Origin of the sequence: Streptomyces sp. NPDC087263 (assembly GCF_044744645.1) — a bacterium.
Classification (GTDB): Bacteria; Actinomycetota; Actinomycetes; order Streptomycetales; family Streptomycetaceae; genus Streptomyces.
This window is the reverse complement of record NZ_JBIUYT010000007.1, coordinates 189790-209684: the sequence shown is the minus strand read 5'-3', so window position 1 is coordinate 209684 and position 19895 is coordinate 189790. Positions and strand designations below refer to the sequence as shown.

Sequence of the window (19895 nt, the reverse complement as noted above, 5' to 3'; positions counted from 1 at the left end):
TCTCTCCGCACCCCTGGCGCATCTGGTCGGATGCAGAATACTGTATGCAATCATACGCGCTGCCCAGTGGAGCCGCGCTCCCGAGGAGGGGGTCACCCCGTGTCGTACCGCACCGCTCTCTCTGAAGTTCTGAGTACCGTCATCGAGCCGACCGCCGAAGCGACCGGCACGAAGGCGAGATTCCCCCGCGCCTCGGTGACGGCCCTCGGCCGCGCCGGACTGCTGGGGCTCACCGTCTCCACCGAGTTCGGCGGCGGCGGGACGGGTCTGTCGGACGCCGCCGAGGTGGTGGCGCGGATCGCCCGCGTCTGCCCGGCGACCGCGGCCGTGCTCCAGTCCCACTACGCGGCGGTCGCCGTCATCGAGTCGTACGGCAGCACCTGGATCCGCGGCGAGGTCGCCGCCGGACGCCATCTCGGCAGCCTCGCCCTGGCCGAGGACGCCCCTGGTGAACAGGGCGCGCAGGGGGAGTTCTGGGCGTCGCGTTCCACCGCCGCCCGCTCCGGTGACGTGGTCGCCCTGCGAGCCCGTAAACAGCAGGTGGTCGCGGCAGGGGAGGCGGACAGCTACGTCTGGTCCTCCCGGCCGCTCACCGCGGCCGACGGGCTGACGCTCTGGGTGGTTCCGGCGCATGCCCCGGACCTGTTCGTGCCGGCCCGGCCCGACGGGGGAGGACCGGGCGGCAGCGCCACCTCCACGGTGTTCGCCGATCCCGTGCTGGTTCCCGCCGACGCGATGCTCGGGCGGGACGGCGGCGGGCTCGACATCGTGCTGCGTACGGTCCTGCCGTGGCTGCTCGAACTCCAGGCGGCCGTCGGTGCCGAGGCCGTCCATCCGGCGGTGGCCGATGTCCCGCTCCGGTCCGCCCACCGGGGCGCCGACTCCCTCGCGGCGTCCTGAGTCCGGCCGTGGGGTGGCCCGTGGGGACGCTCGTCGGGTCAGTCCTGGATGGCCCCGGCGGCGATCTGCCGGCGATAGAAGTCGGTGGTGTGTTCGGTGTGGGTGCGCATGATCTCGCTCGCGCGGTCCGCGTCTCCCTTGGCGATGGCCTTGATGAGCTGGGAGTGCTCGTTCCAGGCTTCCTTGCCGCGGGGCTGGGCGATGGGCGTGTAGTACCAGCGCACCTTCTGGCCCACCAGCGAGATCAGCTCGGACAGTACGGCGTTGTCGGCAATGACGGTGACGAAGGCGTGCAGTGCGGTGTTGGCCGAGACGAGACGCTCGACGTCACCCTCGGTGAGCGCCTGGACGCCTTCCTCCTGCAGCTCCCAGAGCCGCTCGATGTCCTCGGGCTTGGCGTTCCCGGCGGCGAGCTGGGCCGAGTAGGTCTCAAGGACCGCACGGACACTGAGGAGCTGGGCGGCCTCCTCCTCGGTGGGGGAGTGTACGAAGGCGCCCTGGGCGGGACGGAGGTCGACCCAGCCGTTGGTCTGGAGCCGTTGCAGGGCCTCGCGGACCGGCTGGCGGCTGACACCGAGGTGTGCGGCGAGCTCGGCCTCGACGAGATGCTGACCGGGCTTGAGGGAGCCGCTGACGATCAGTTCGGTCAGCGCGTCGTAGACGGCCTGGCGCAGCGGCGCCGGGCGGGTGACGCGCCGGGACGCGGCCGCGTTGAGTGCCTCGCGCATGATTGCCTGCCCCGTTCTGTCGCCGGGCCTGTGGGGCCGACGGCTTTGCCAAGTGGTGGTTGCCGAGAGGGTTGCCGACGGCGACTTCAGCATACAGGTTTTGGTATGCAAGATGGCGGCCGCTGTCCCGCGGTGGAGTGTGACCGAGTTCTGTATACAGAAGCCTGTATGGGGTATTGTCTCAGTCCCCTGCAAGCATCGCTATCGGCTCTTGGAGAGCGATCATGACGACCAGCAGGAGTGATGTGACGGTCGAGAACGTGGTGCGGCGGGTGGCGGCCCGTCACCGGGGCGAGCGTGGCGCGCTGCTGCCCGTACTGCACGCCGTTCAGGCCGAGTTGGGCCATGTGCCGCAGGAAGCGATACCGGTACTCGCCGACGAGTTCAACCTCTCCCGAGCGGACGTCCACGGAGTGGTGACCTTCTACCACGACTTCCGCCGCGAACCCGCCGGACGCACCACGGTACGGATCTGCCGCGCCGAGGCCTGCCAGGCCCTGGGCGCGAACAGCCTGATTGGCTACGCCCGCGAGGCCGGCCTGGCGCTGGGGGAGACGACGGCGGACGGCGCGGTGACCGTGGAGCAGGTCTTCTGCCTCGGCAACTGCGCTCTGGGGCCGACGGTAGAGGTGAACGGCAGGCTGCACGGACGAGTGGGCCCGGCCAAGCTGGGCGCGATCCTCAATGGGGCGGTCTCATCATGAACGACTCTCCGGACGCCAGGGCGAAGCCGGACGCCACGGCGAAGGTCTACGTCCCCCGTGACTCGGCGGCCAGGTCCGTCGGCGCGGACGAGGTCGCGGACGCCCTTCAACTGGCCGCCGTCGGCGGTGACTTCGACATCGAGATCGTACGCAACGGATCGCGCGGCATGCTCTGGCTGGAACCGCTGGTCGAGGTGGTGACCCCGCAGGGCCGCGTCGGCTACGGACCGGTGGCTCCCTCGGACCTGGAGGGTCTCCTCGCCGCAGGCATGCTCGACGGCGCCGAGCACCCGCTGCGGCTCGGCCTCGTGGACGAACTGCCCTGGCTGGCCCGCCAGACCCGCGTCACCTTCGCCAGGATCGGCGTCACCGACCCCCTGTCGACCGAGGACTACGTGGCGCACGGCGGACTGGCGGGGCTGCGAGCGGCCCTGGCGCTCGCTCCCGAGGACGTGGTCACCGAGGTCACCGACTCCGGACTGCGCGGCCGCGGCGGCGCGGGATTCCCGGCCGGCATCAAGTGGAAGACCGTGCTGGGCTGTACGGACGAGCTCAAGTTCGTCTGCTGCAACGCGGACGAGGGCGACAGCGGGACCTTCGCCGACCGGATGGTCATGGAGGGCGACCCCTTCATGCTCATCGAGGGCATGACGATCGCCGCCCACGCGGTCGGTGCGAGCGAGGGCTACCTCTACATCCGCTCGGAGTATCCCGACGCGGTGGCCACGATGCGCGCGGCGATCGGCATCGCCCGCGAGCACGGCTGGCTCGGCAAGGGCATCCTCGGCTCCGCGCTCGGCTTCGACCTGCATGTCCGCGTCGGCGCCGGCGCGTACATCTGCGGGGAGGAGACCTCCATGCTGGAGAGCCTGGAGGGCAAGCGCGGCACGGTCCGCGCCAAGCCGCCGATCCCCGCGATCGAGGGCCTGTTCGGCAAGCCGACCGTCGTGAACAACGTCCTCACCCTGGCCACCGTGCCCGTCGTCCTCGCGGACGGCGCCAAGGCCTACCAGGAACTCGGCGTCGAACGCTCCCGCGGCACCCAGGTGTTCCAGCTCGGCGGCAACATCGCGCACGGCGGCATCGTGGAGACCGCGTTCGGCGTGACCCTGGGCGAACTCGTCGAGGACTACGGCGGCGGCACGTTCTCCGGGCGCCCGGTGCGCACGGTGCAGGTCGGCGGCCCGCTCGGCGCCTATCTGCCGACGACGATGTTCGACCTGCCGATGGACTACGAGGCGTTCGCGGCGGCCGGCGCCATGGTCGGCCACGGCGGACTCGTGGTGTTCGACGACAGCGTCGACATGGCCGCCCAGGCGCGCTTCGCGATGGAGTTCTGCGCCGAGGAGTCTTGCGGCAAGTGCACGCCGTGCCGGGTCGGTTCGGTGCGCGGTGTCGAGGTGATCGACAAGATCGTCGCCGGTGAACACCGGGACGAGAACCTGGCGTTGCTCGAGGATCTGTGCGACCTGATGACCGATGGCTCGCTGTGCGCCATGGGCGGTCTGACGCCGATGCCCGTACGCAGCGCCATCACCCATTTCCCTGACGACTTCCTCGGCGGCCGTCGCAGCCTGGGGATCCAACCCGTAACCGCGACCGGCTTGAGGACGGAGGGCACGGCATGACACTGCTCAAGGAACCCGACTTCGGTACCCCGGAGAGGCCCGGCGAGGCGACTGTCTCGGTGGAGGTCGACGGGATGCCGGTGACCGTCCCGGAGGGCACGTCGGTGATGCGCGCCGCCGCGCAGGCCGGGATCGAGATACCCAAACTGTGCGCCACCGACAGCCTCGAGCCGTTCGGCTCGTGCCGGTTGTGCGTGGTGGAGATCGACGGCCGACGCGGCACCCCGGCGTCCTGCACCACGCCGTGCGCGGACGGCATGCAGGTGAGGACACAGACGCCGAAGGTGGAGAAGCTCCGCCAGGGCGTCATGGAGCTCTACATCTCCGACCATCCGCTGGACTGTCTGACCTGCCCGGCCAACGGCGACTGCGAGTTGCAGGACATGGCAGGCGTGGTCGGGCTGCGGCAGGTCCGCTACGGCTACGAGGGCGAGAACCACCTCGACGCCGAGAAGGACACCTCCAACCCCTACTTCGACTTCGACCCGTCCAAGTGCATCGCCTGCTCCCGCTGTGTGCGGGCCTGCGGCGAGGTGCAGGGCACGTTCGCGCTGACCATCGAGGGGCGCGGCTTCGAGTCCAAGGTGTCGGCCGGCGCCGGCGAGACCTTCATGGACTCCGAGTGCGTCTCCTGCGGGGCCTGCGTGCAGGCCTGCCCGACCTCGACGCTCCAGGAGAAGTCGGTCGTCGAACTCGGCATGCCCACGCGCTCGGTGATCACCACCTGCGCGTACTGCGGTGTCGGCTGCTCCTTCAAGGCCGAGCTGCGCGGCGACGAACTGGTGCGGATGGTGCCCCACAAGGACGGCGGCGCGAACGAGGGCCACTCCTGCGTGAAGGGCCGCTTCGCCTTCGGCTACGCCTCGCACCCCGACCGGGTGCTCAAGCCCATGGTCCGCGAGAAGATCACCGACCCGTGGCGCGAGGTCGAGTGGGAAGAGGCCATCGGCACGGTCGCCACCAAGATGCGCGAACTCCAGGGCCGGTACGGACCGAGTTCGATCGGCGCCATCTCCTCCTCGCGCTGCACCAACGAAGAGGTCTACGTCGTACAGAAGATGGTGCGCGCGGCCTTCGGCAACAACAACATCGACACCTGCGCCCGGGTCTGCCACTCCCCGACGGGATACGGACTCAAGCAGACCTTCGGCGAGTCGGCGGGAACGCAGGACTTCCGCTCGGTGGCCGAGGCCGACGTCATCATGGTGATCGGGGCCAACCCCACCGACGGGCACCCGGTGTTCGCCTCCCGGATGAAGCGCCGGCTGCGTGAGGGCGCCGAGCTGATCGTGGTCGACCCGCGCCGTATCGACCTGGTGCGCTCGCCGCACATCGAGGCCGCGCACCACCTCCAGCTCAAGCCGAGCACGAACGTCGCCGTCGTCAACGCCATGGCGCATGTCGTGGTCACCGAGGGCCTGGCGGACCTCGCCTTCGTGGCGCAGCGGTGCGAAGGGTTCGCCGAGTGGGCCGAGTTCGTCGCCCGCCCGGAGAACAGCCCGGAGGCCACCGAGGAGGTCAGCGGCGTACCGTCCGAGGAACTGCGGGCCGCCGCCCGGCTGTACGCGGCGGCACCCAACGGGGCCATCTACTACGGCCTCGGCGTCACCGAGCACAGCCAGGGCTCGACGATGGTCATGGGAATGGCCAACCTGGCGATGGCGTGCGGCAACATCGGCCGTGACGGTGTCGGCGTGAACCCGCTGCGCGGTCAGAACAACGTGCAGGGCGCGTGCGACATGGGCTCGTTCCCGCACGAGCTGCCCGGCTACCGGCACGTCTCCGACGACGCCGTACGCGAGGTGTTCGACAAGCTCTGGGGCGGCACGCTCCTGTCCGAGCCCGGGCTCCGGATTCCGAACATGTTCGACGCCGCGATCGACGGCACCTTCCGGGGTCTGTTCGTGCACGGCGAGGACATCGCCCAGTCCGACCCGAACCTCAAGCACGTCACCGCCGCGCTCGAAGCGATGGAACTGGTCGTCGTACAGGACCTGTTCCTCAACGAGACGTCCAAGTTCGCGCACGTCTTCCTGCCCGGCGCGTCCTTCCTGGAGAAGGACGGCACCTTCACCAACGCCGAGCGCCGGATCAACCGGGTGCGCGCGGTGATGAAGCCGAAGACCGGCAAGCACGAGTGGCAGATCATCAGCGAGATCGCCACCGCGATGGGCTACGCGATGTCCTACGACCACCCGAGCCAGATCATGGACGAGATCGCCACGGTCATGCCGACCTTCACCGGTGTCTCCTTCGAGGTCCTCGACAAGCTCGGCAGCGTCCAGTGGCCGTGCAACGAGTCGGCTCCGGAGGGCACGCCGGTCATGCACGTCGACGAATTCGTGCGCGGCAAGGGCAAGTTCGTGGTCACCAGCTACGTGGCGACCAACGAGCGCAGCACCCGGCGCTTCCCGCTGGTCCTCACCACGGGCCGCATCCTCAGCCAGTACAACGTGGGCGCGCAGACCCGTCGTACCGGCAATGTCGCCTGGCACCCCGAGGACATCCTGGAGCTGCACCCGCACGATGCCGAGACCCGCGGCATCAGGGACGGCGACCTGGTCACCCTGGCCAGCCGGGTCGGGCAGACGACGCTGCACGCGGAGATCTCCGACCGGATGCCGGCGGGCGTCGTCTACACCACGTTCCATCATCCGGTGACGGGTGCCAACGTGGTCACCACCGAGAACTCCGACTGGGCGACCAACTGCCCGGAGTACAAGGTGACCGCCGTACAGGTCGGCCTCGTGCATCCGCTCGGGCAGAGCGACACGGAGGTCGTCGAGGACGATCACCAAGCCGAGGACGACCACCAACTCGTCACGGTGGTGGACTGAGATGGCGGGCACCGTGCCACCGGAGTCGCGGATGGCCAACGACATCGCGGCGAACCACGTCCACCTGACGGGCGAGGCGGCGGCCGAGGCGATCGCGGGGCACATGGGCAGGTTCTGGGACCCGCGCATGCGCAACCGGCTGTACGAGTTCGTCGACGCCGGGGCGGACGGGCTCGACCCGCTGGTGGTTGCCGCGGTAAGGCTGATGCGGTGAACGGCGGGCCGCACCGGTGCTCGGTGCCGGTGCGGCCCGCCGGCGCCGGGCAGTGGGGTGCGGTGCGGCCCGCCGGTGCCGGGCGATTGAGTGCGGTGTGGCTCTCCGGCCCCGGGCAGTCGGGCGGTGTCAGCCGCCGATCGCGGACATCGGGCGCTGTGGCTGGAGGAAGGACGGGTCGTCGAGGCCGGATCCTGGCTTCTTGCCGCGCATCGCGGTGCGCCAGCTGTCGGCGATCTCCCGGTCCGGCGCACCGGAACGCAGGACTGCACGCAGGTCGGTCTCCTCGCGGGCGAACAGACAGTCGCGGACCTGCCCGTCGGCGGTGAGCCGGGTGCGGTCGCAGGCGCGGCAGAACGGCCGGGTGACGGAGGCGATCACTCCGACCCGGGCGGGTCCGCCGTCGACCAGCCAGCGCTCGGCGGGCGCGGAGCCGCGAACCGCGGAGGACTCGGGGGTGAGGGCGAAACGGGCCGCGAGCCGTTCGATGATCTCGGCGGCGGTGACCATGTTCTCGCGCTGCCAGCCGTGCTGGGCGTCGAGCGGCATCTGCTCGATGAACCGCAGCTCGTAGGCGTGGCGCAGGGCCCAGTCGAGCAGGTCGGCGGCCTCGCCGTCGTTGACGCCGCGGAGGAGGACCGTGTTGACCTTGACCGGGGTGAGGCCCGCGTCGTGGGCGGCGGCGAGGCCCGCGATGACGTCGTGGTGCCGGTCGCGGCGGGTGAGGGTGCGGAAGACCTCGGGGTTCAGGGTGTCGAGTGAGACGTTGACCCGGTCGAGCCCGGCGGTGCGCAGTGCCTCGGCGGTGCGGGCCAGGCCGATGCCGTTGGTGGTGAGGGAGAGCCTGGGGCGCGGGTCGAGGGCGGCGCAGCGTTCGACGATACCCACCAGGCCGGGCCGGAGCAGGGGCTCGCCGCCGGTGAAGCGCACCTCCGTGACGCCCAGCTCCGTCACGGCGATCGAGACCATGCGCACGATCTCGTCGTCCGTGAGCAGCTCGGGCTTGGGCAGCCATTGCAGGCCCTCCTCCGGCATGCAGTAGGTGCACCGCAGATTGCAGCGGTCGGTCAGTGAAACCCGCAGATCGGTGGCGATCCGGCCGTACGTATCGATCAGCACGAGCCGTCCCCCTTCGCTTCGGCCAACAAGAACCGCCCCTCTCGCTCTGCGTGCACGAGTCTGTACATCCCTTGAGGATACTGCATACAGTATTCATCACGTCCCCCGCTGAGAGGAGCCACCATGAAAATCGCAGTCCTCGGAGCAGGTGCGATCGGCGCCTATGTCGGAGCGGCCCTGCACCGTGGTGGCGCCGAGGTCCACCTCATCGCGCGAGGTGAGCATCTGAAGGCGATACGGGCCCACGGGGTCCGGGTGAACAGCCCGCGCGGCGACTTCGTGGCCCACCCGCACGCCACCGACGACCCGGCCGAGGTCGGCGCCGTGGACTACGTGTTCCTGGGGCTGAAGGCGCACTCCTACCCGTCCAGCGGATCGCTCATCGCCCCACTGCTCGGCGAACGGACCGCGGTCGTGGCCGGCCAGAACGGCGTTCCGTGGTGGTACTTCCACAAACTCGCCGGTCCCTACGAAGGCCGCCGCATCGAGGCGGTCGACCCCGCCGGTGCCACCAGCCGGGTGCTGCCGCCGGAGCGGGCGATCGGCTGTGTGGTCTACCCCGCCACGGTCATCGAGTCCCCCGGCGTCATCCGGCACCTGGAGGGCACCAGATTCTCCATCGGCGAGCCGGCGGGCGGGGTCTCCGACCGCTGTACGGCCCTGAGCGAGGCCATGGTCGCGGGCGGACTGAAGAGCCCCGTGGAGCCGAACCTGCGCGACGACATCTGGATCAAGCTCATGGGCAACGTCGCCTTCAACCCGATCAGCGCGCTCACCCGGGCGACGATGGCCGACATCTGCGGACACCCGCCGACCCGGCGGCTGGTCACCCTGCTCATGGAGGAGACCCTCGACATCGCGTCCAGGGTCGGCAGCACGCCCGACATCTCGATCGAGAAGCGGCTGCGCGGCGCCGAAGGGGTGGGGCACCACAAGACCTCGATGCTCCAGGACCTGGAGGCCGGCAAGCAGCTGGAGCTCGACGCCATCGTGACCGCGGTGGTGGAGATGGCCGATATCTCGGGCGCCCAGGCACCCACCCTGCGAGCGGTCCACGCCACCACCGACCTGCTGGCGCGGGGCGGGAGGACGGCGTGATCGCTCGGGCTGGGTAGGGTTGGGTGATCACATGGCACCAGCGAGGAGTCGTTCATGCTGTTTCGTCAGCTGGAGTACTTCGTAGCGGTGGCCAGGGAGAGGCACTTCGCCCGGGCGGCGGAGTCCTGCTACGTCTCGCAGCCCGCGCTCTCGGCGGCGATCGCCAAGCTGGAGCGCGAGCTGAACGTCACGCTGATCAACCGCGGGCACAACTACCAGGGCCTCACCCCTGAGGGCGAACGGCTCGTCGTGTGGGCCAAGCGCATCCTCGCCGAGCAGGACGCGTTCAAGGCCGAGGTGGCCGCCGTACAGTCCGGCATCACCGGGACGCTGCGGCTGGGCACGGACCCCACCGCGTCGACCACCCTGGCGCTTCCCGTGGCCGCGTTCTGCGCGGCGCACCCGCTGGCCAAGGTGCAGGTCCGCTCCCGGCTGTCGACGAAGGAACTGCACCGCCAGCTGCGCGACTACGAGCTGGACGTGGCGATCGCCCACTTCGACCCCGGCGACCAGGAGGGCCTCCAGGTCGTCCCCCTGTACCAGGAGCGGTACATGCTGCTGATCTCCGCCGATCAGCTGACCTCGCAGACCACCTCCACCATGACCTGGGCGGACGCGGCCCAGCTGCCGCTCGCGCTGCTCACGCCCGACATGCGGATCCGCCAGATCATCGACAGTGTCTTCGCGGACAAGGGGTTCGTGGTGACTCCGCAGGTGGAGACGGACTCGATCGCCTCCCTCTACGCCCACGTGGGCGGCGGCGAGTGGGCGAGCATCGTGCCCCACGCGTGGCTGCGGGCGATGCCGGTGATCGGGCGGACCAGAGCGCTGCACCTGATCGACCCGGAGGCCGGGGCGCAGGTCTCGGTGGCGATCCACGCGGCCACCCCCGGCTCGGTCGCCGCCCGGGCCTTCGTCAACGCGGCGACGGGACTCGCGCTGGACGACTTCTTCAACGAATCGTTGCCCACCGAGCACCGCGTGCGCTGAGCCCGGCTCTCACTGCCCGTACTTCGCCTCCACCGCCAGCCGGTCGAGCGCTCCCTTGGCGGTGTGCGGCAGCGCCGCGACGAGTTCGAGCCGGTCGGGCACCTCGAAGGCCGCCAGCCGGTCACGGGCGTAGCGCAGGATCTGCTCGGACCCGATGCTCTCTCCCTCGCGGACGACCACGGCCGCGCCGACCCGCTGCCCGTAGACCGCGTCGGGGATGGCGAACACCGCCGCCTCGGTGACTCCGGGGCAACCGGCGATGATGTCCTCGACATGCTCGGGCGAGATCTTCTCGCCGCCCCGGTTGATGAGGTTCTTGATCCGCCCGGTGAGGGACAGATACCCGTCCTTGTCCAGTACACCCAGGTCACCGGTGCGCAGCCAGCCGTCGGTGAAGCTGCGTGCCGTCTCGCCCGGGTTGCCGAGGTAGCCGCGGACGACGGTCGGACCCTGCACCCACACCTCGCCCTCGGTGTCGACCGCGGACGTACGCCCGCTCGGGTCGACGACCCGGAGCTCCACTCCGGTGGACCTGCCGACCGACCCTTGCTTCAGCGGCCCGCGCGACGGCAGCGGTTCGCTGGTGGCCTGGTGCGTGGACTCGGTCATCCCGTACGCGGAGAGCAGCGGAGCGCCGAACGTGCGCTCCAGTGCCCGCTGCGTCGCGGTGTTGAGAGGCGCACTGCAACTGCGGACGAACTTCAGCGGCGGTGTCTGCGGACCCGGGTACTCGGTCCCCGCCCGGTCCAGGAGGATTTCGTGGATGGTCGGGACCGCGGTGAACCAGGTGGCTCCGGCGGCCCGCATGTCGTCCCAGAACGTGTGCGCCGAGAACCGTCCGCGCTCCGGCAGCAGTACGCATCCGCCGCTGGCCAGCGTGGCCAGCAGCGCCGCGAACAGGCCGTGGCCGTGGAAGAACGGCATCACGGCCACTGTCGCGTCGCCGGGCCCCAGCTCGTAGGTGGCGCAGATGCCCTGCACGGACGCGGCCACGTTGGCGTGCGTCAGCGGGACCATCTTGGCGCGGGCGGTGGTACCCGCGGTGAACAGGACGAGGGCGTCCTGCGTCGAGAGTTCGCCGGCCGCGCCCCGGACCTCCCGTACGGCAGGCGCGCTCGTGTCCAGGGCGACAGTCGCCGTCCCGGCACGGGAGGCGATGACGCGGAGCGGCCAGGTCGGGACGGGCACCTGGGCGGCCAACGGGGCGTCGTTCACGGAAGGACCGAGCAGGAGCGCCTGGGCGCCCAGTGCTTCGAGCCGGTCGGACAGCTGCGTCGCGGGCAGCGTCGGGTCCAGCGGAGCGAGCACCAGACCGGCCCGCGCCGCACCAAGCAGCGCGACGACGAACTCGGCGTTGTTGGCGCAGATCAGCCCGATCGCGTCGCCGCGCCGCAGCCCGGTGGCGCCGAGCCGGGCCGCCACGTCGTCGGCCAGGGCCGAGAGAGCGCGGTAGGACAGGTGCACCCGGTCCCCGGTGACGACGAGGGCCCGGGCGTGCGGACGCTCGCGGACGTGCCGGTCGAGGAGATCGACCAGGCCCGTCACCGAGGGTGGCCCGTACCGGTCCGCGTCGCACACGGATGCCGTTGCCGGAACGGCCATGACCCCACCTCCCGCGCCACGTCTGATGTACCAGTCCACTGCGAGCCTGCGGGGGTGTGCGGTGTGCGTCCAATACGCACTGGCGAACGGCCGATAGCAGGCGTCTATCAAGAGCTTGCCCGGCAGGTCAGGTGCCTGCCACCTGCCATCGATAGATGCTGTTTATCAGCTGGTCGTCGATGGGTCTTGGACGCGCGGAGCCCAGGTCAGGATGGTGAGATGAGAAGCCGCACTGGCAGGACCTGCCCAAGGAGGACCTCGGATCATGACCGCCCCCTCGACACTGGAGACAGCGGCGACCGCCGACGTTCCGACGGAGCTCACCGACGGGTACCACCTGGTCGTAGACGCTCTCAAGTTGAACGACGTGGACACCATTTACGGGGTGGTCGGCATCCCGATCACCGACCTGGCCCGCCTCGCGCAGGCGCAGGGCATCCGTTACATCGGCTTCCGCCATGAGAGCAACGCGGGACACGCTGCCGCGGCGGCCGGTTACCTCACGAAGAAGCCCGGCGTCGCACTGACGGTGTCCGCACCGGGCTTCCTCAACGGGCTGGTCGCGCTGGCGAACGCCACCACGAACTGTTTCCCGATGGTCCAGATCTCGGGCTCCAGCGAGCGCCACCTCGTCGACCTGAAGCAGGGCGACTACGAGGAGATGGACCAGCTCGCCGCGGCGCAGCCGTTCGTGAAGGCGGCGTACCGGGTGAGCCGGGTCGAGGACATCGGCCGTGGCATCGCCCGCGCGCTGCGCACCGCGATCTCCGGGCGTCCCGGCGGTGTCTACCTCGACATTCCCGCCGCGGTGCTCGGCTCCATCATGGACGCGGAAGCCGGCGCCAAGACGCTGAGCCGTCTCGTCGACCCCGCTCCGCGTCAGCTGCCCGCGCCCGAGGCGGTGGACCGGGCGATCGAGCTGCTGGCGGGGGCACAGCGGCCGCTGATCATGCTCGGCAAGGGCGCCGCGTACGCGCAGGCGGACGACAAGGTTCGCGAGTTCGTCGAGTCCACCGGCATTCCCTACGTACCGATGTCGATGGCCAAGGGCCTGCTGCCCGACAACCACCCGCAGTCGGCGGCCACCGCGCGTTCGCTGGCGCTGAAGAAGGCCGACGTCGTCGTGCTCGTCGGCGCCCGCCTCAACTGGCTGCTGAACCACGGCGAAGCACCGAGCTGGAACCCCGACGCGAAGTTCATCCAGATCGACATCGAGCCCAAGGAGCTGGACAGCAACCAGCCCATCGCGGCCCCGCTCGTCGGAGACATCGAGTCCGTGCTCGACGCGATCGCCGAGCGGACCAAGCCCGGCCAGATCGCCGCCCCCACCGCCTGGCGGGAGGAGCTGGCGACGCGCTCGGCGCAGAACGTCGCCAAGATGGCGGAGCGACTCAAGGCCGACCCGCACCCGATGCAGTTCATGGGCGCGCTCAAGGCGATCCGCGACATCGTGGTCGAGCGCCCGGAGACGTACATCGTCAACGAGGGCGCCAACGCGCTGGACATCGCGCGCAACGTGATCGACATGCACGTACCGCGGCACCGCCTCGACAGCGGTACCTGGGGCGTCATGGGCATCGGCATGGGCTACGCGATCGCCGCCGCGGTCGAGAGCGGCGAGCCGGTCGTGGCCGTGGAGGGCGACAGCGCCTTCGGGTTCAGCGGCATGGAGCTGGAGACGATCTGCCGCTACAACCTGCCCGTGATCACCGTGATCATGAACAACGGCGGTGTCTACCGCGGCGATGACGTGAACCCCCTGGACGACGCCCCGTCGCCGACCACCCTGATGCTCTCGGCACGCCACGACCTGATGATCGAGGCGTTCGGCGGCAAGGGTTACCGCGCGACCACGCCCGCCGAGGTCACCGCCGCTCTCACGGAGGCGCTGGCCCTGGGCGGCCCCGCGCTCATCGACTGCGTGATCGACCCCTCGGCCGGCACCGAGAGCGGCCACATCGCGCACCTCAACCCGAAGGGCATCACCGTCGGCAACATCACGCCGAAGAAGAAGTGAGTCACCCCTCGGAGACGGAGCGCCTCGACCCCGAGCACTCCACCCGGAAGCTCCACCCCGAACTTCTGCCCCCGCACAGCCGACTCTCGCACCGAGAGCAATCAGGAGAAGGAATACATCATGAGTGAAAAGCCGCTCGCCGGAATCAAGGTGATCGACTTCACCGGGGTCCAGGCCGGTCCCGCGTGTACACAGATGCTCGCCTGGTTCGGCGCCGACGTCATCAAGGTCGAGCGCATCAACGGCGGAGATGTGACGCGCCGTCAGCTCCGTGACATCCCGGACCTCGACGCCCTCTACTTCACCATGCTGAACAGCAACAAGCGCTCGCTGGCCATCAACACCAAGGCCCCCGAGGGCAAGGAGGTCATGGAGAAGCTGATCCGCGAGGCCGACATCCTCGTCGAGAACTTCGCGCCGGGCGCCATGGACCGGATGGGCCTCAGCTGGGAGTACATCCACGAGCTCAACCCGCGGCTGATCTTCGGCTCCGTCAAGGGCTTCAACGACGACTCGAAGTGGAACGACCTCAAGGTCTACGAGAACGTCGCCCAGGCCGCCGGCGGCGCCGCGTCCACCACCGGTTTCTGGGACGGCCCGCCCACCATCAGCGGCGCGGCCCTCGGCGACAGCAACAGCGGTATGCACCTGCTGATCGGCCTGCTCACCGCGATCATCCAGCGCAACGCGACGGGCCTGGGCCAGAAGGTATCGGTGTCCATGCAGGACGCCGTGCTCAACCTGACCCGGGTCAAGCTCCGTGACCAGCAGCGCCTGGCGAAGCTCGGCTACCTGGAGGAGTACCCCCAGTACCCGAACGGCGAGTTCGGCGACGCGGTGCCCCGTGGCGGCAACGCCGGCGGCGGCGGCCAGCCGGGCTGGATCCTGAAGTGCAAGGGCTGGGAGACCGACCCCAACGCCTACATCTACTTCACCATCCAGGAGCAGAACTGGGTGCGTACCTGCGAGGCCATCGGCAAGCCCGAGTGGGCCGAGGACCCGGAGTACACCACCGCCCTGGCCCGCCAGCCGCGCATCATGGACATCTTCGGTGAGATCGAGGTGTGGCTGGCCGACAAGACCAAGTACGAGGCGGTCGACATCCTGCGCACGTTCGACGTGCCCTGCGCCCCGGTGCTCAGCATGAAGGAGCTCGCCGCCGACCCCGACATGCGCAAGAGCGGCACGATCGTCGAGGTCGAGCAGAAGGAGCGCGGCACCTACCTGACGGTGGGCAGCCCGATCAAGTTCTCCGGCTTCAAGCCCGAGATCGAGGGTGCGCCGCTGCTCGGCGAGCACACCGACGAGGTGCTCGCAGACCTCGGCTACGACGCCAACGACATCCGCAAGCTGCACGAGGGCAAGGTCGTCGCCTGACCTGACCCCGCTGAAATGCTCCGGTGCCCTGCGCGCGAGAACCCGTGCGCAGGGCACCGGCATGTGGTGCGGGGCGTGAGGACCGTACGCAGGCGGCCGGCGTGTGGTGCGGGGTGTCAGGGGCCCTGACGTGTGACGCGGGCGGTGAGGGCCGTACGCAGGGCCCAGGCAGGGCGTGCGGGGGCGCGCGGGGGTAGGACGCGGGAGGGCCACCGTCGCGTGTCGCGGCGGTGGCCCGGTGTCTCGGTGGTGCGTCTGTCTCAGGCTGTTTCAGGCTGTGGTGTGTTCCGCGGCTGCCTCGCTACGGCGCATCCGCTCCTTCTCCCGTGCCCGGCGCGCGGTGACGTCCCGGATGACCGCGCCGCAGTGCGCCGCGCCGCCGTCGGGATCGGTCAGCAGCACGACGCTGAACTCGATGGAGAGCTTGCGGCCGTCCGCCCCCAGCGCGGGAACCGCGAGGAGGTCCGCATCCCCGTACCGGCTGGTCCCCTGCTCCATGGCCGTCACAAAGCCGTCCCAGTGACGTCGGCGGTGCTTCTCGGGGATGATGATGTCCAGGCTGCGCCCGGCGACCTCGCCCGCGGTGAACCCGAAGATGCGCTCCGCCCCACGGTTCCAGTAGCGGATCAGCCCTTCGCGGTCGATGATCACTATGCCGTCGGGTGCCTGGGCAGCCATTCCCAGCACCACCTCGGGATCCAGATCTTCCATGTCTCCTCCGAGCCTGGGCCGCTGGAGCCGTCAGCATACTGCATACAGTTCGGCGACTCCATTGGCCCGGCCGACCGCACGTCGGTCAGGACAGCCCGACGGAGGACAGCCACGCCTTGGCCACGTCCAGCGGGTCCATGCTGTCGGTCTGCACCTGGCTGTTGAGATCGATCAGGACGTCCGTGTCGAGCTTCGCCGATATCTCGTTGAGCACGGAAACTCCCTCCGCCGGGAGATCGCTCTTGTATGTCAGCGGAATCACGTTCTGGAAACTGAAGAGGTTCTTCGGGTCCTTGAGGATGACGAACTTGTTCGCCTTGATCGTGGGGTCCGTCGTGAAGATGTCCCCGACCTGGATGTTGTTTCCCTTGAGGGCCGCGACCGTCAGCGGACCGCCCGCGTCCAGCGCCTTGAAGGACTTGAATTCGAGGCCGTATTCGGACTTGAGGCCCGGCAGCCTCTGCGGACGGGTCTGGAACTCCGGCGCCCCGCCGATGACCAGGTCGGATGCCACGTTGGAGAGGTCGGCGATCGTCGACGCGCTGGTGAGTCCGTACTGCTTGGCGGTTTGTTCGTTGACGCCGATCGCGTTCTTGTCCTCGGCCTTGGACGCCTCCAACAGGGCGAGCTTCGAGTCGAGATCGGCATTGATGAGCTTGGTGGCGTCCTCGGTCGACGTCGGAACCGCGTCGGGATTCAGATACGACAGCAGAGCGCCGTTGTATTCGGGCATGACCGTGATCGTGCCGTTCTTGATCAACCCGTACGTGGTCTCACGGCTACCGATGTTCAGCTTGTAACTGACGTTGATGCCCTTGGACTTGAGAGCCTCGCCGTAGATGTCGGCGAGCAGGATGCTCTCGGGGAAGTTGTTGGAACCGACCACGACCGTCCCGCCGGCGGTCGCGTCATCCTGCAAGGGGTCGGCGCTGTTGGCGTCGGAGGAGCCGCAGCCCGTCAGAACGGCTACGGCCACAACCAGCAGGGAAACAGCGTACGTTGCGGACGTTCGGGTGCTTCGGGCGAAGGTCACGTTGGTCATCCAGACTTGGCATCGGGCGGGGATGGCGGCCGAAACGCACGGCGCGGCGATGGTCCAGACGATCAAACCGACCCTGCTTACGCACCGTCAAGACACGAATTGATCACTGACAGAGACCATAGGGTCACCGCGGGATCAACTCACCATCACCTTTGGAAACCGGCTGGCTTCATCCCGTGGGCACAATGTGACCAGTATGTGAATGAACCCGACGTCTCGGCCTGTCGAAGTTTGGTTGATCATGGCCGAACGCTTCCGGCAGCCGCTAATGTTGGCCGAGTCGAGGGCCTTGTTCCACTTGCCGGCCTGAGTGCGCTGTCGCGACCCCGAACTCACCAAGCCCGGACAGCGGGCTTCCATGGAATGAAGTCAAGGAGGTTTGGTGCCCGCGCACAGGAAAGCCGTCCTGGAGGAGCCGTCAGCGGCCCCCCGAACAGGCCGGACTCCGCCCTTCCTTGACCGTTGGCCTTTCCGTCGGAAGCTCAACGTCCTGGTGATCGTGCCGCTCGCGGTCGTCTCGGCGATGCTCTCCTACGTCATCTACGCGCAGGTCGACCGGGCCCTCACCGCCGCCGGCACCGCCCAAGTGGTGCGGGACAGCGCACAGGTCACCAAGCTCATCGACAGCGTGCAGGCCGAGCACCGGCAGGCGCTCCTCGTCTCCCTGCGCTACGAGGCCGCAAGCGACGGCGACGGCCCGCCCGACACCTCCGCGTACCTCGACGCGCAGCAGAAGGTCAACATCCAGGCAGACGCGGTCCGTTCCGCCTTCGGGGACCGGATGCCCGTGGCCGAGGCCCAGGTGCTCAGGGAGTTGGACGGCCTGGACACCCTCCGCCAGACGGTCGAGCAGGGGCCCATCCCCGCCGACAACATCGACCCGGCCTACGGATCGGTGATCGACGGCCTCATCAACGGTCTCAGGCTCGGCCAGGTCGAAACGTCCTCGACCTCCGCGGCCAGTCTGCTCGATGCGCTGCTGCGTGCCGACACCGCCCACGCGTCCTTCGAGACCAGCGTCTTCGCGGCCCGTACCGGGGACGCGAACGCGCTCATCGAGTTCACCAGCGCCGTCGGTGACTACGACCAGTACCTCTCCCAGGCCGACCGGTTCACCCGGTTCGCCGGACCGGACCAGGCCGCCGCGATCGACGGGATGGAACACAACCCGTACCAGGGCGTCATCGCGCAGCACTTCGCACAGCTCCAGGTCGACCCGAGTGCGCTGATCGCCGGAACCCCGGCCGAGCTGCGCGTCGCCCTCTCCGACGCGCTGACTGCCGAGCCGACATACGCGCGCCAGGCCGAGAGCCGACTGAAGATCACCCAGTCGCTCATCGGACAACTCGCCACCCAGGCCGACGAGGCGTCGACCGACGCCTGGTGGGGCGTGACCTGGCTGATCTCGGGCACCGTGCTCGCCCTGGTGTCCTGGTTCCTGTTCTCCGTGCTGGTCCGCCGCTCCGTGCTGCGGACCGTGCGGGCACTCACTGGGGCTGCTCAGCACGTGGCCGCCGCGGCCGGGACCGAGCTGGCCAGGGTCGCGGACGACGACGCCGAGGACGCGAGCCCGCCGCGCCTGGACGCCGTACCCGTGCCGGTCCGCGACGAGATCGGCGAACTCGCCGAGGCCTTCAACCAGGTTCAGGTCACCGCGACCGCCCTGCTGGAACGCCAGGTCGTGAGCCGCCGCAACATCGCCGTCATGTTCGGCAACGTCGGCCGCCGCGTCAGCAACCTGACGGCACGTCAACTCGCGCTGATCGACTCGGTGGAGCGCGGTGAGACGGACCCCGAGGTACTGGAACGCCTCTACCGCATCGACCACATCGCCGTACGCCTGCAGCGCAACGCCGACAGCCTGATGCTGCTCGCCGGCATCCGTGAGGGCGGCCTCAGCACCGGTCCCATGCGGCTCAGCAACATCGTCCGCGCCGCGCTCGGCCAGATCGAGGGCTACCAGCGCGTCACGCCGCACGCCGAGGGCGATGTCAACATCGCCCCGGACATCGTCGGCGACCTGACGCTGATGCTCGCCGAACTGCTGGAGAACGCGGTGATGTTCTCCCCGGCCTCCAGCAACGTGGAAGTGGTTCTGCGGCCGCGGCACGGTTCCACCGGGGGCGCTCTCGTCGAGATCATCGACCACGGCCTCGGGATGAGCCCCGAGCGGCTGGCCGAGGAGAACGCCCGGCTGATCCGCCGCGAACGACTCGACCTGGCGCCCACCGAGGTCCTCGGCCTCTTCGTGGTCGGCGGTCTGTCCCGGCGCTGGGGCATCGAGGTCGTGCTGTCCCGCACCCCGGGCGGCGGTGTCACCGTCACCGTCGCGATCCCGCCCTCGCATCTGCTGCTCGCCGACCCGACGGGAGCCGCGACGCGGGCCCCGCACATCATGCCGGCCGCCCGTCGCTCCGGGCCGCCCGAGCCGCGTTCCGCGACGGTGGAGCCGGCGCCCGGCGCCTCGGCGCTGCCCCGCAGGGTCCGGGCCCGCCCGGGCGAGGAATTCCCCGGTCACACGCGCAGGCCCGAACCCGCGACGGGAACCGGCGGCGAGGACGCCCTGGCCCATCCCACGAACGGACTCGGCCGGCCGCGCGGCAACGGCGGTTCCGGCGCGGCCCCCTCGGACCCCGTCGAAGGCGCCGGTTCGCTGCGGCGCCGGGTGCGCGGTGCGACCCTGTCGTCCACCACGGCCTCGACCCGGCTGCCCAAGCAGCCCATGCCGACGCCACGGCCGCCCGCCTGGCAGCCCGTCGACCCCGATGCCGCACGCTCCGAGCTCGACGAGTTCGAGGCAGCGGTCCTGCGGGCCCAGAGCGAGAGCGCGCTGGACATGGACCTCGGCGCGCACCGCTTCGGGGCACCGCCCGAACAGACCACTCAGAGCAACAGATCCTCATTCCCGGAAGGCACGAGCAAGTGACC

15 protein-coding genes are annotated in these 19895 nt (G+C 69.5%); 10 read left to right on the top strand and 5 right to left on the bottom strand.

All coding sequences use genetic code 11. The features are described from left to right. The first annotated feature begins 99 nt into the window (after positions 1 to 99). Complete coding sequence (locus ACIPC1_RS23605; RefSeq protein WP_402519994.1) at positions 100 to 900, top strand: acyl-CoA dehydrogenase family protein; 801 nt, start codon at positions 100 to 102, stop codon at positions 898 to 900. Positions 901 to 938: 38 nt separating this feature from the next. Here ACIPC1_RS23605 and ACIPC1_RS23600 read toward each other — a convergent pair whose 3' ends face one another. Next, positions 939 to 1628, bottom strand: a complete 690-nt coding sequence (locus tag ACIPC1_RS23600; protein WP_384386470.1) for a GntR family transcriptional regulator — start codon at positions 1626 to 1628, stop codon at positions 939 to 941. A 224-nt stretch (positions 1629 to 1852) separates the two neighbouring features. Here ACIPC1_RS23600 and ACIPC1_RS23595 point away from each other — a divergent pair, with 224 nt between their 5' ends. The 4 genes from ACIPC1_RS23595 to ACIPC1_RS23580 are packed head-to-tail and all read left to right on the top strand — an operon-like array spanning position 1853 to position 7011. Further along, complete coding sequence (locus ACIPC1_RS23595) at positions 1853 to 2332, top strand: NAD(P)H-dependent oxidoreductase subunit E (protein ID WP_402519991.1); 480 nt, start codon at positions 1853 to 1855, stop codon at positions 2330 to 2332. Beyond that, complete coding sequence (locus ACIPC1_RS23590; protein WP_402519989.1) at positions 2329 to 3960, top strand: formate dehydrogenase beta subunit; 1632 nt, start codon at positions 2329 to 2331, stop codon at positions 3958 to 3960. The genes ACIPC1_RS23595 and ACIPC1_RS23590 overlap by 4 nt, the downstream gene beginning before the upstream one ends. Further along, a complete protein-coding gene (gene fdhF, locus ACIPC1_RS23585; protein WP_384386478.1) occupies positions 3957 to 6797 on the top strand; it encodes a formate dehydrogenase subunit alpha in 2841 nt (946 codons plus the stop codon). Before ACIPC1_RS23590 ends, fdhF begins: the two co-directional genes overlap by 4 nt. 1 nt (position 6798) lies before the next feature. Then, the gene (locus ACIPC1_RS23580) at positions 6799 to 7011 is read left to right on the top strand and encodes a formate dehydrogenase subunit delta (protein ID WP_402519986.1); all 213 of its coding nucleotides are present in this window, start codon (positions 6799 to 6801) and stop codon (positions 7009 to 7011) included. Positions 7012 to 7140: 129 nt separating this feature from the next. Here the strand turns inward: ACIPC1_RS23580 and moaA are convergent, their stop codons facing one another. Further along, the gene (moaA, locus tag ACIPC1_RS23575) at positions 7141 to 8130 is read right to left on the bottom strand and encodes a GTP 3',8-cyclase MoaA (RefSeq protein WP_402519984.1); all 990 of its coding nucleotides are present in this window, start codon (positions 8128 to 8130) and stop codon (positions 7141 to 7143) included. A 123-nt stretch (positions 8131 to 8253) separates the two neighbouring features. Between moaA and ACIPC1_RS23570 the strand changes: the two genes are divergently transcribed. Next, positions 8254 to 9228: a 2-dehydropantoate 2-reductase gene (locus ACIPC1_RS23570; RefSeq protein WP_384386486.1), complete on the top strand. Its 975-nt coding sequence runs from the start codon at positions 8254 to 8256 to the stop codon at positions 9226 to 9228. A 54-nt stretch (positions 9229 to 9282) separates the two neighbouring features. Continuing rightward, a complete protein-coding gene (locus ACIPC1_RS23565) occupies positions 9283 to 10218 on the top strand; it encodes a LysR family transcriptional regulator (RefSeq protein ID WP_384386489.1) in 936 nt (311 codons plus the stop codon). A 9-nt stretch (positions 10219 to 10227) separates the two neighbouring features. On the opposite strand, the gene ACIPC1_RS23560 is transcribed toward ACIPC1_RS23565, so the two are convergent. After that, positions 10228 to 11820, bottom strand: a complete 1593-nt coding sequence (locus ACIPC1_RS23560) for a FadD7 family fatty acid--CoA ligase (protein ID WP_402519982.1) — start codon at positions 11818 to 11820, stop codon at positions 10228 to 10230. Positions 11821 to 12085: 265 nt separating this feature from the next. On the opposite strand from ACIPC1_RS23560, the gene oxc reads away from it, so the two are divergent. Continuing rightward, positions 12086 to 13837: an oxalyl-CoA decarboxylase gene (oxc, locus tag ACIPC1_RS23555; protein ID WP_402519980.1), complete on the top strand. Its 1752-nt coding sequence runs from the start codon at positions 12086 to 12088 to the stop codon at positions 13835 to 13837. 120 nt (positions 13838 to 13957) lie between these two features. Next, positions 13958 to 15214, top strand: a complete 1257-nt coding sequence (frc, locus tag ACIPC1_RS23550) for a formyl-CoA transferase (RefSeq protein ID WP_384386499.1) — start codon at positions 13958 to 13960, stop codon at positions 15212 to 15214. A 270-nt stretch (positions 15215 to 15484) separates the two neighbouring features. Here frc and ACIPC1_RS23545 read toward each other — a convergent pair whose 3' ends face one another. Together ACIPC1_RS23545 and ACIPC1_RS23540 are read right to left on the bottom strand one after the other, a co-directional pair. After that, complete coding sequence (locus ACIPC1_RS23545) at positions 15485 to 15925, bottom strand: PAS domain-containing protein (protein WP_402519978.1); 441 nt, start codon at positions 15923 to 15925, stop codon at positions 15485 to 15487. Positions 15926 to 16010: 85 nt separating this feature from the next. Next, entirely contained in the window at positions 16011 to 16967 is a 957-nt protein-coding gene (locus tag ACIPC1_RS23540) for an ABC transporter substrate-binding protein (RefSeq protein ID WP_402519976.1), read from the bottom strand. A 382-nt stretch (positions 16968 to 17349) separates the two neighbouring features. Between ACIPC1_RS23540 and ACIPC1_RS23535 the strand changes: the two genes are divergently transcribed. Then, positions 17350 to 19893 (top strand): ATP-binding protein, encoded by a 2544-nt coding sequence (locus ACIPC1_RS23535; protein WP_402519974.1) that lies wholly within the window; start codon positions 17350 to 17352, stop codon positions 19891 to 19893. Positions 19894 to 19895 lie beyond the last annotated feature (2 nt).

Bases quoted from the DNA above. Each gene is read 5' to 3' on its own strand.
- ACIPC1_RS23595 (WP_402519991.1), top strand. From the start codon at position 1,853: ATGACGACCAGCAGGAGTGATGTGACGGTCGAGAACGTGGTGCGGCGG.
- ACIPC1_RS23545 (WP_402519978.1), bottom strand. From the start codon at position 15,925: ATGGAAGATCTGGATCCCGAGGTGGTGCTGGGAATGGCTGCCCAGGCA.
- ACIPC1_RS23565 (WP_384386489.1), top strand. From the start codon at position 9,283: ATGCTGTTTCGTCAGCTGGAGTACTTCGTAGCGGTGGCCAGGGAGAGG.
- ACIPC1_RS23540 (WP_402519976.1), bottom strand. From the start codon at position 16,967: ATGACCAACGTGACCTTCGCCCGAAGCACCCGAACGTCCGCAACGTAC.
- frc (WP_384386499.1), top strand. From the start codon at position 13,958: ATGAGTGAAAAGCCGCTCGCCGGAATCAAGGTGATCGACTTCACCGGG.
- ACIPC1_RS23600 (WP_384386470.1), bottom strand. From the start codon at position 1,628: ATGCGCGAGGCACTCAACGCGGCCGCGTCCCGGCGCGTCACCCGCCCG.
- fdhF (WP_384386478.1), top strand. From the start codon at position 3,957: ATGACACTGCTCAAGGAACCCGACTTCGGTACCCCGGAGAGGCCCGGC.
- ACIPC1_RS23570 (WP_384386486.1), top strand. From the start codon at position 8,254: ATGAAAATCGCAGTCCTCGGAGCAGGTGCGATCGGCGCCTATGTCGGA.
- ACIPC1_RS23580 (WP_402519986.1), top strand. From the start codon at position 6,799: ATGGCGGGCACCGTGCCACCGGAGTCGCGGATGGCCAACGACATCGCG.
- ACIPC1_RS23560 (WP_402519982.1), bottom strand. From the start codon at position 11,820: ATGGCCGTTCCGGCAACGGCATCCGTGTGCGACGCGGACCGGTACGGG.
- oxc (WP_402519980.1), top strand. From the start codon at position 12,086: ATGACCGCCCCCTCGACACTGGAGACAGCGGCGACCGCCGACGTTCCG.
- ACIPC1_RS23590 (WP_402519989.1), top strand. From the start codon at position 2,329: ATGAACGACTCTCCGGACGCCAGGGCGAAGCCGGACGCCACGGCGAAG.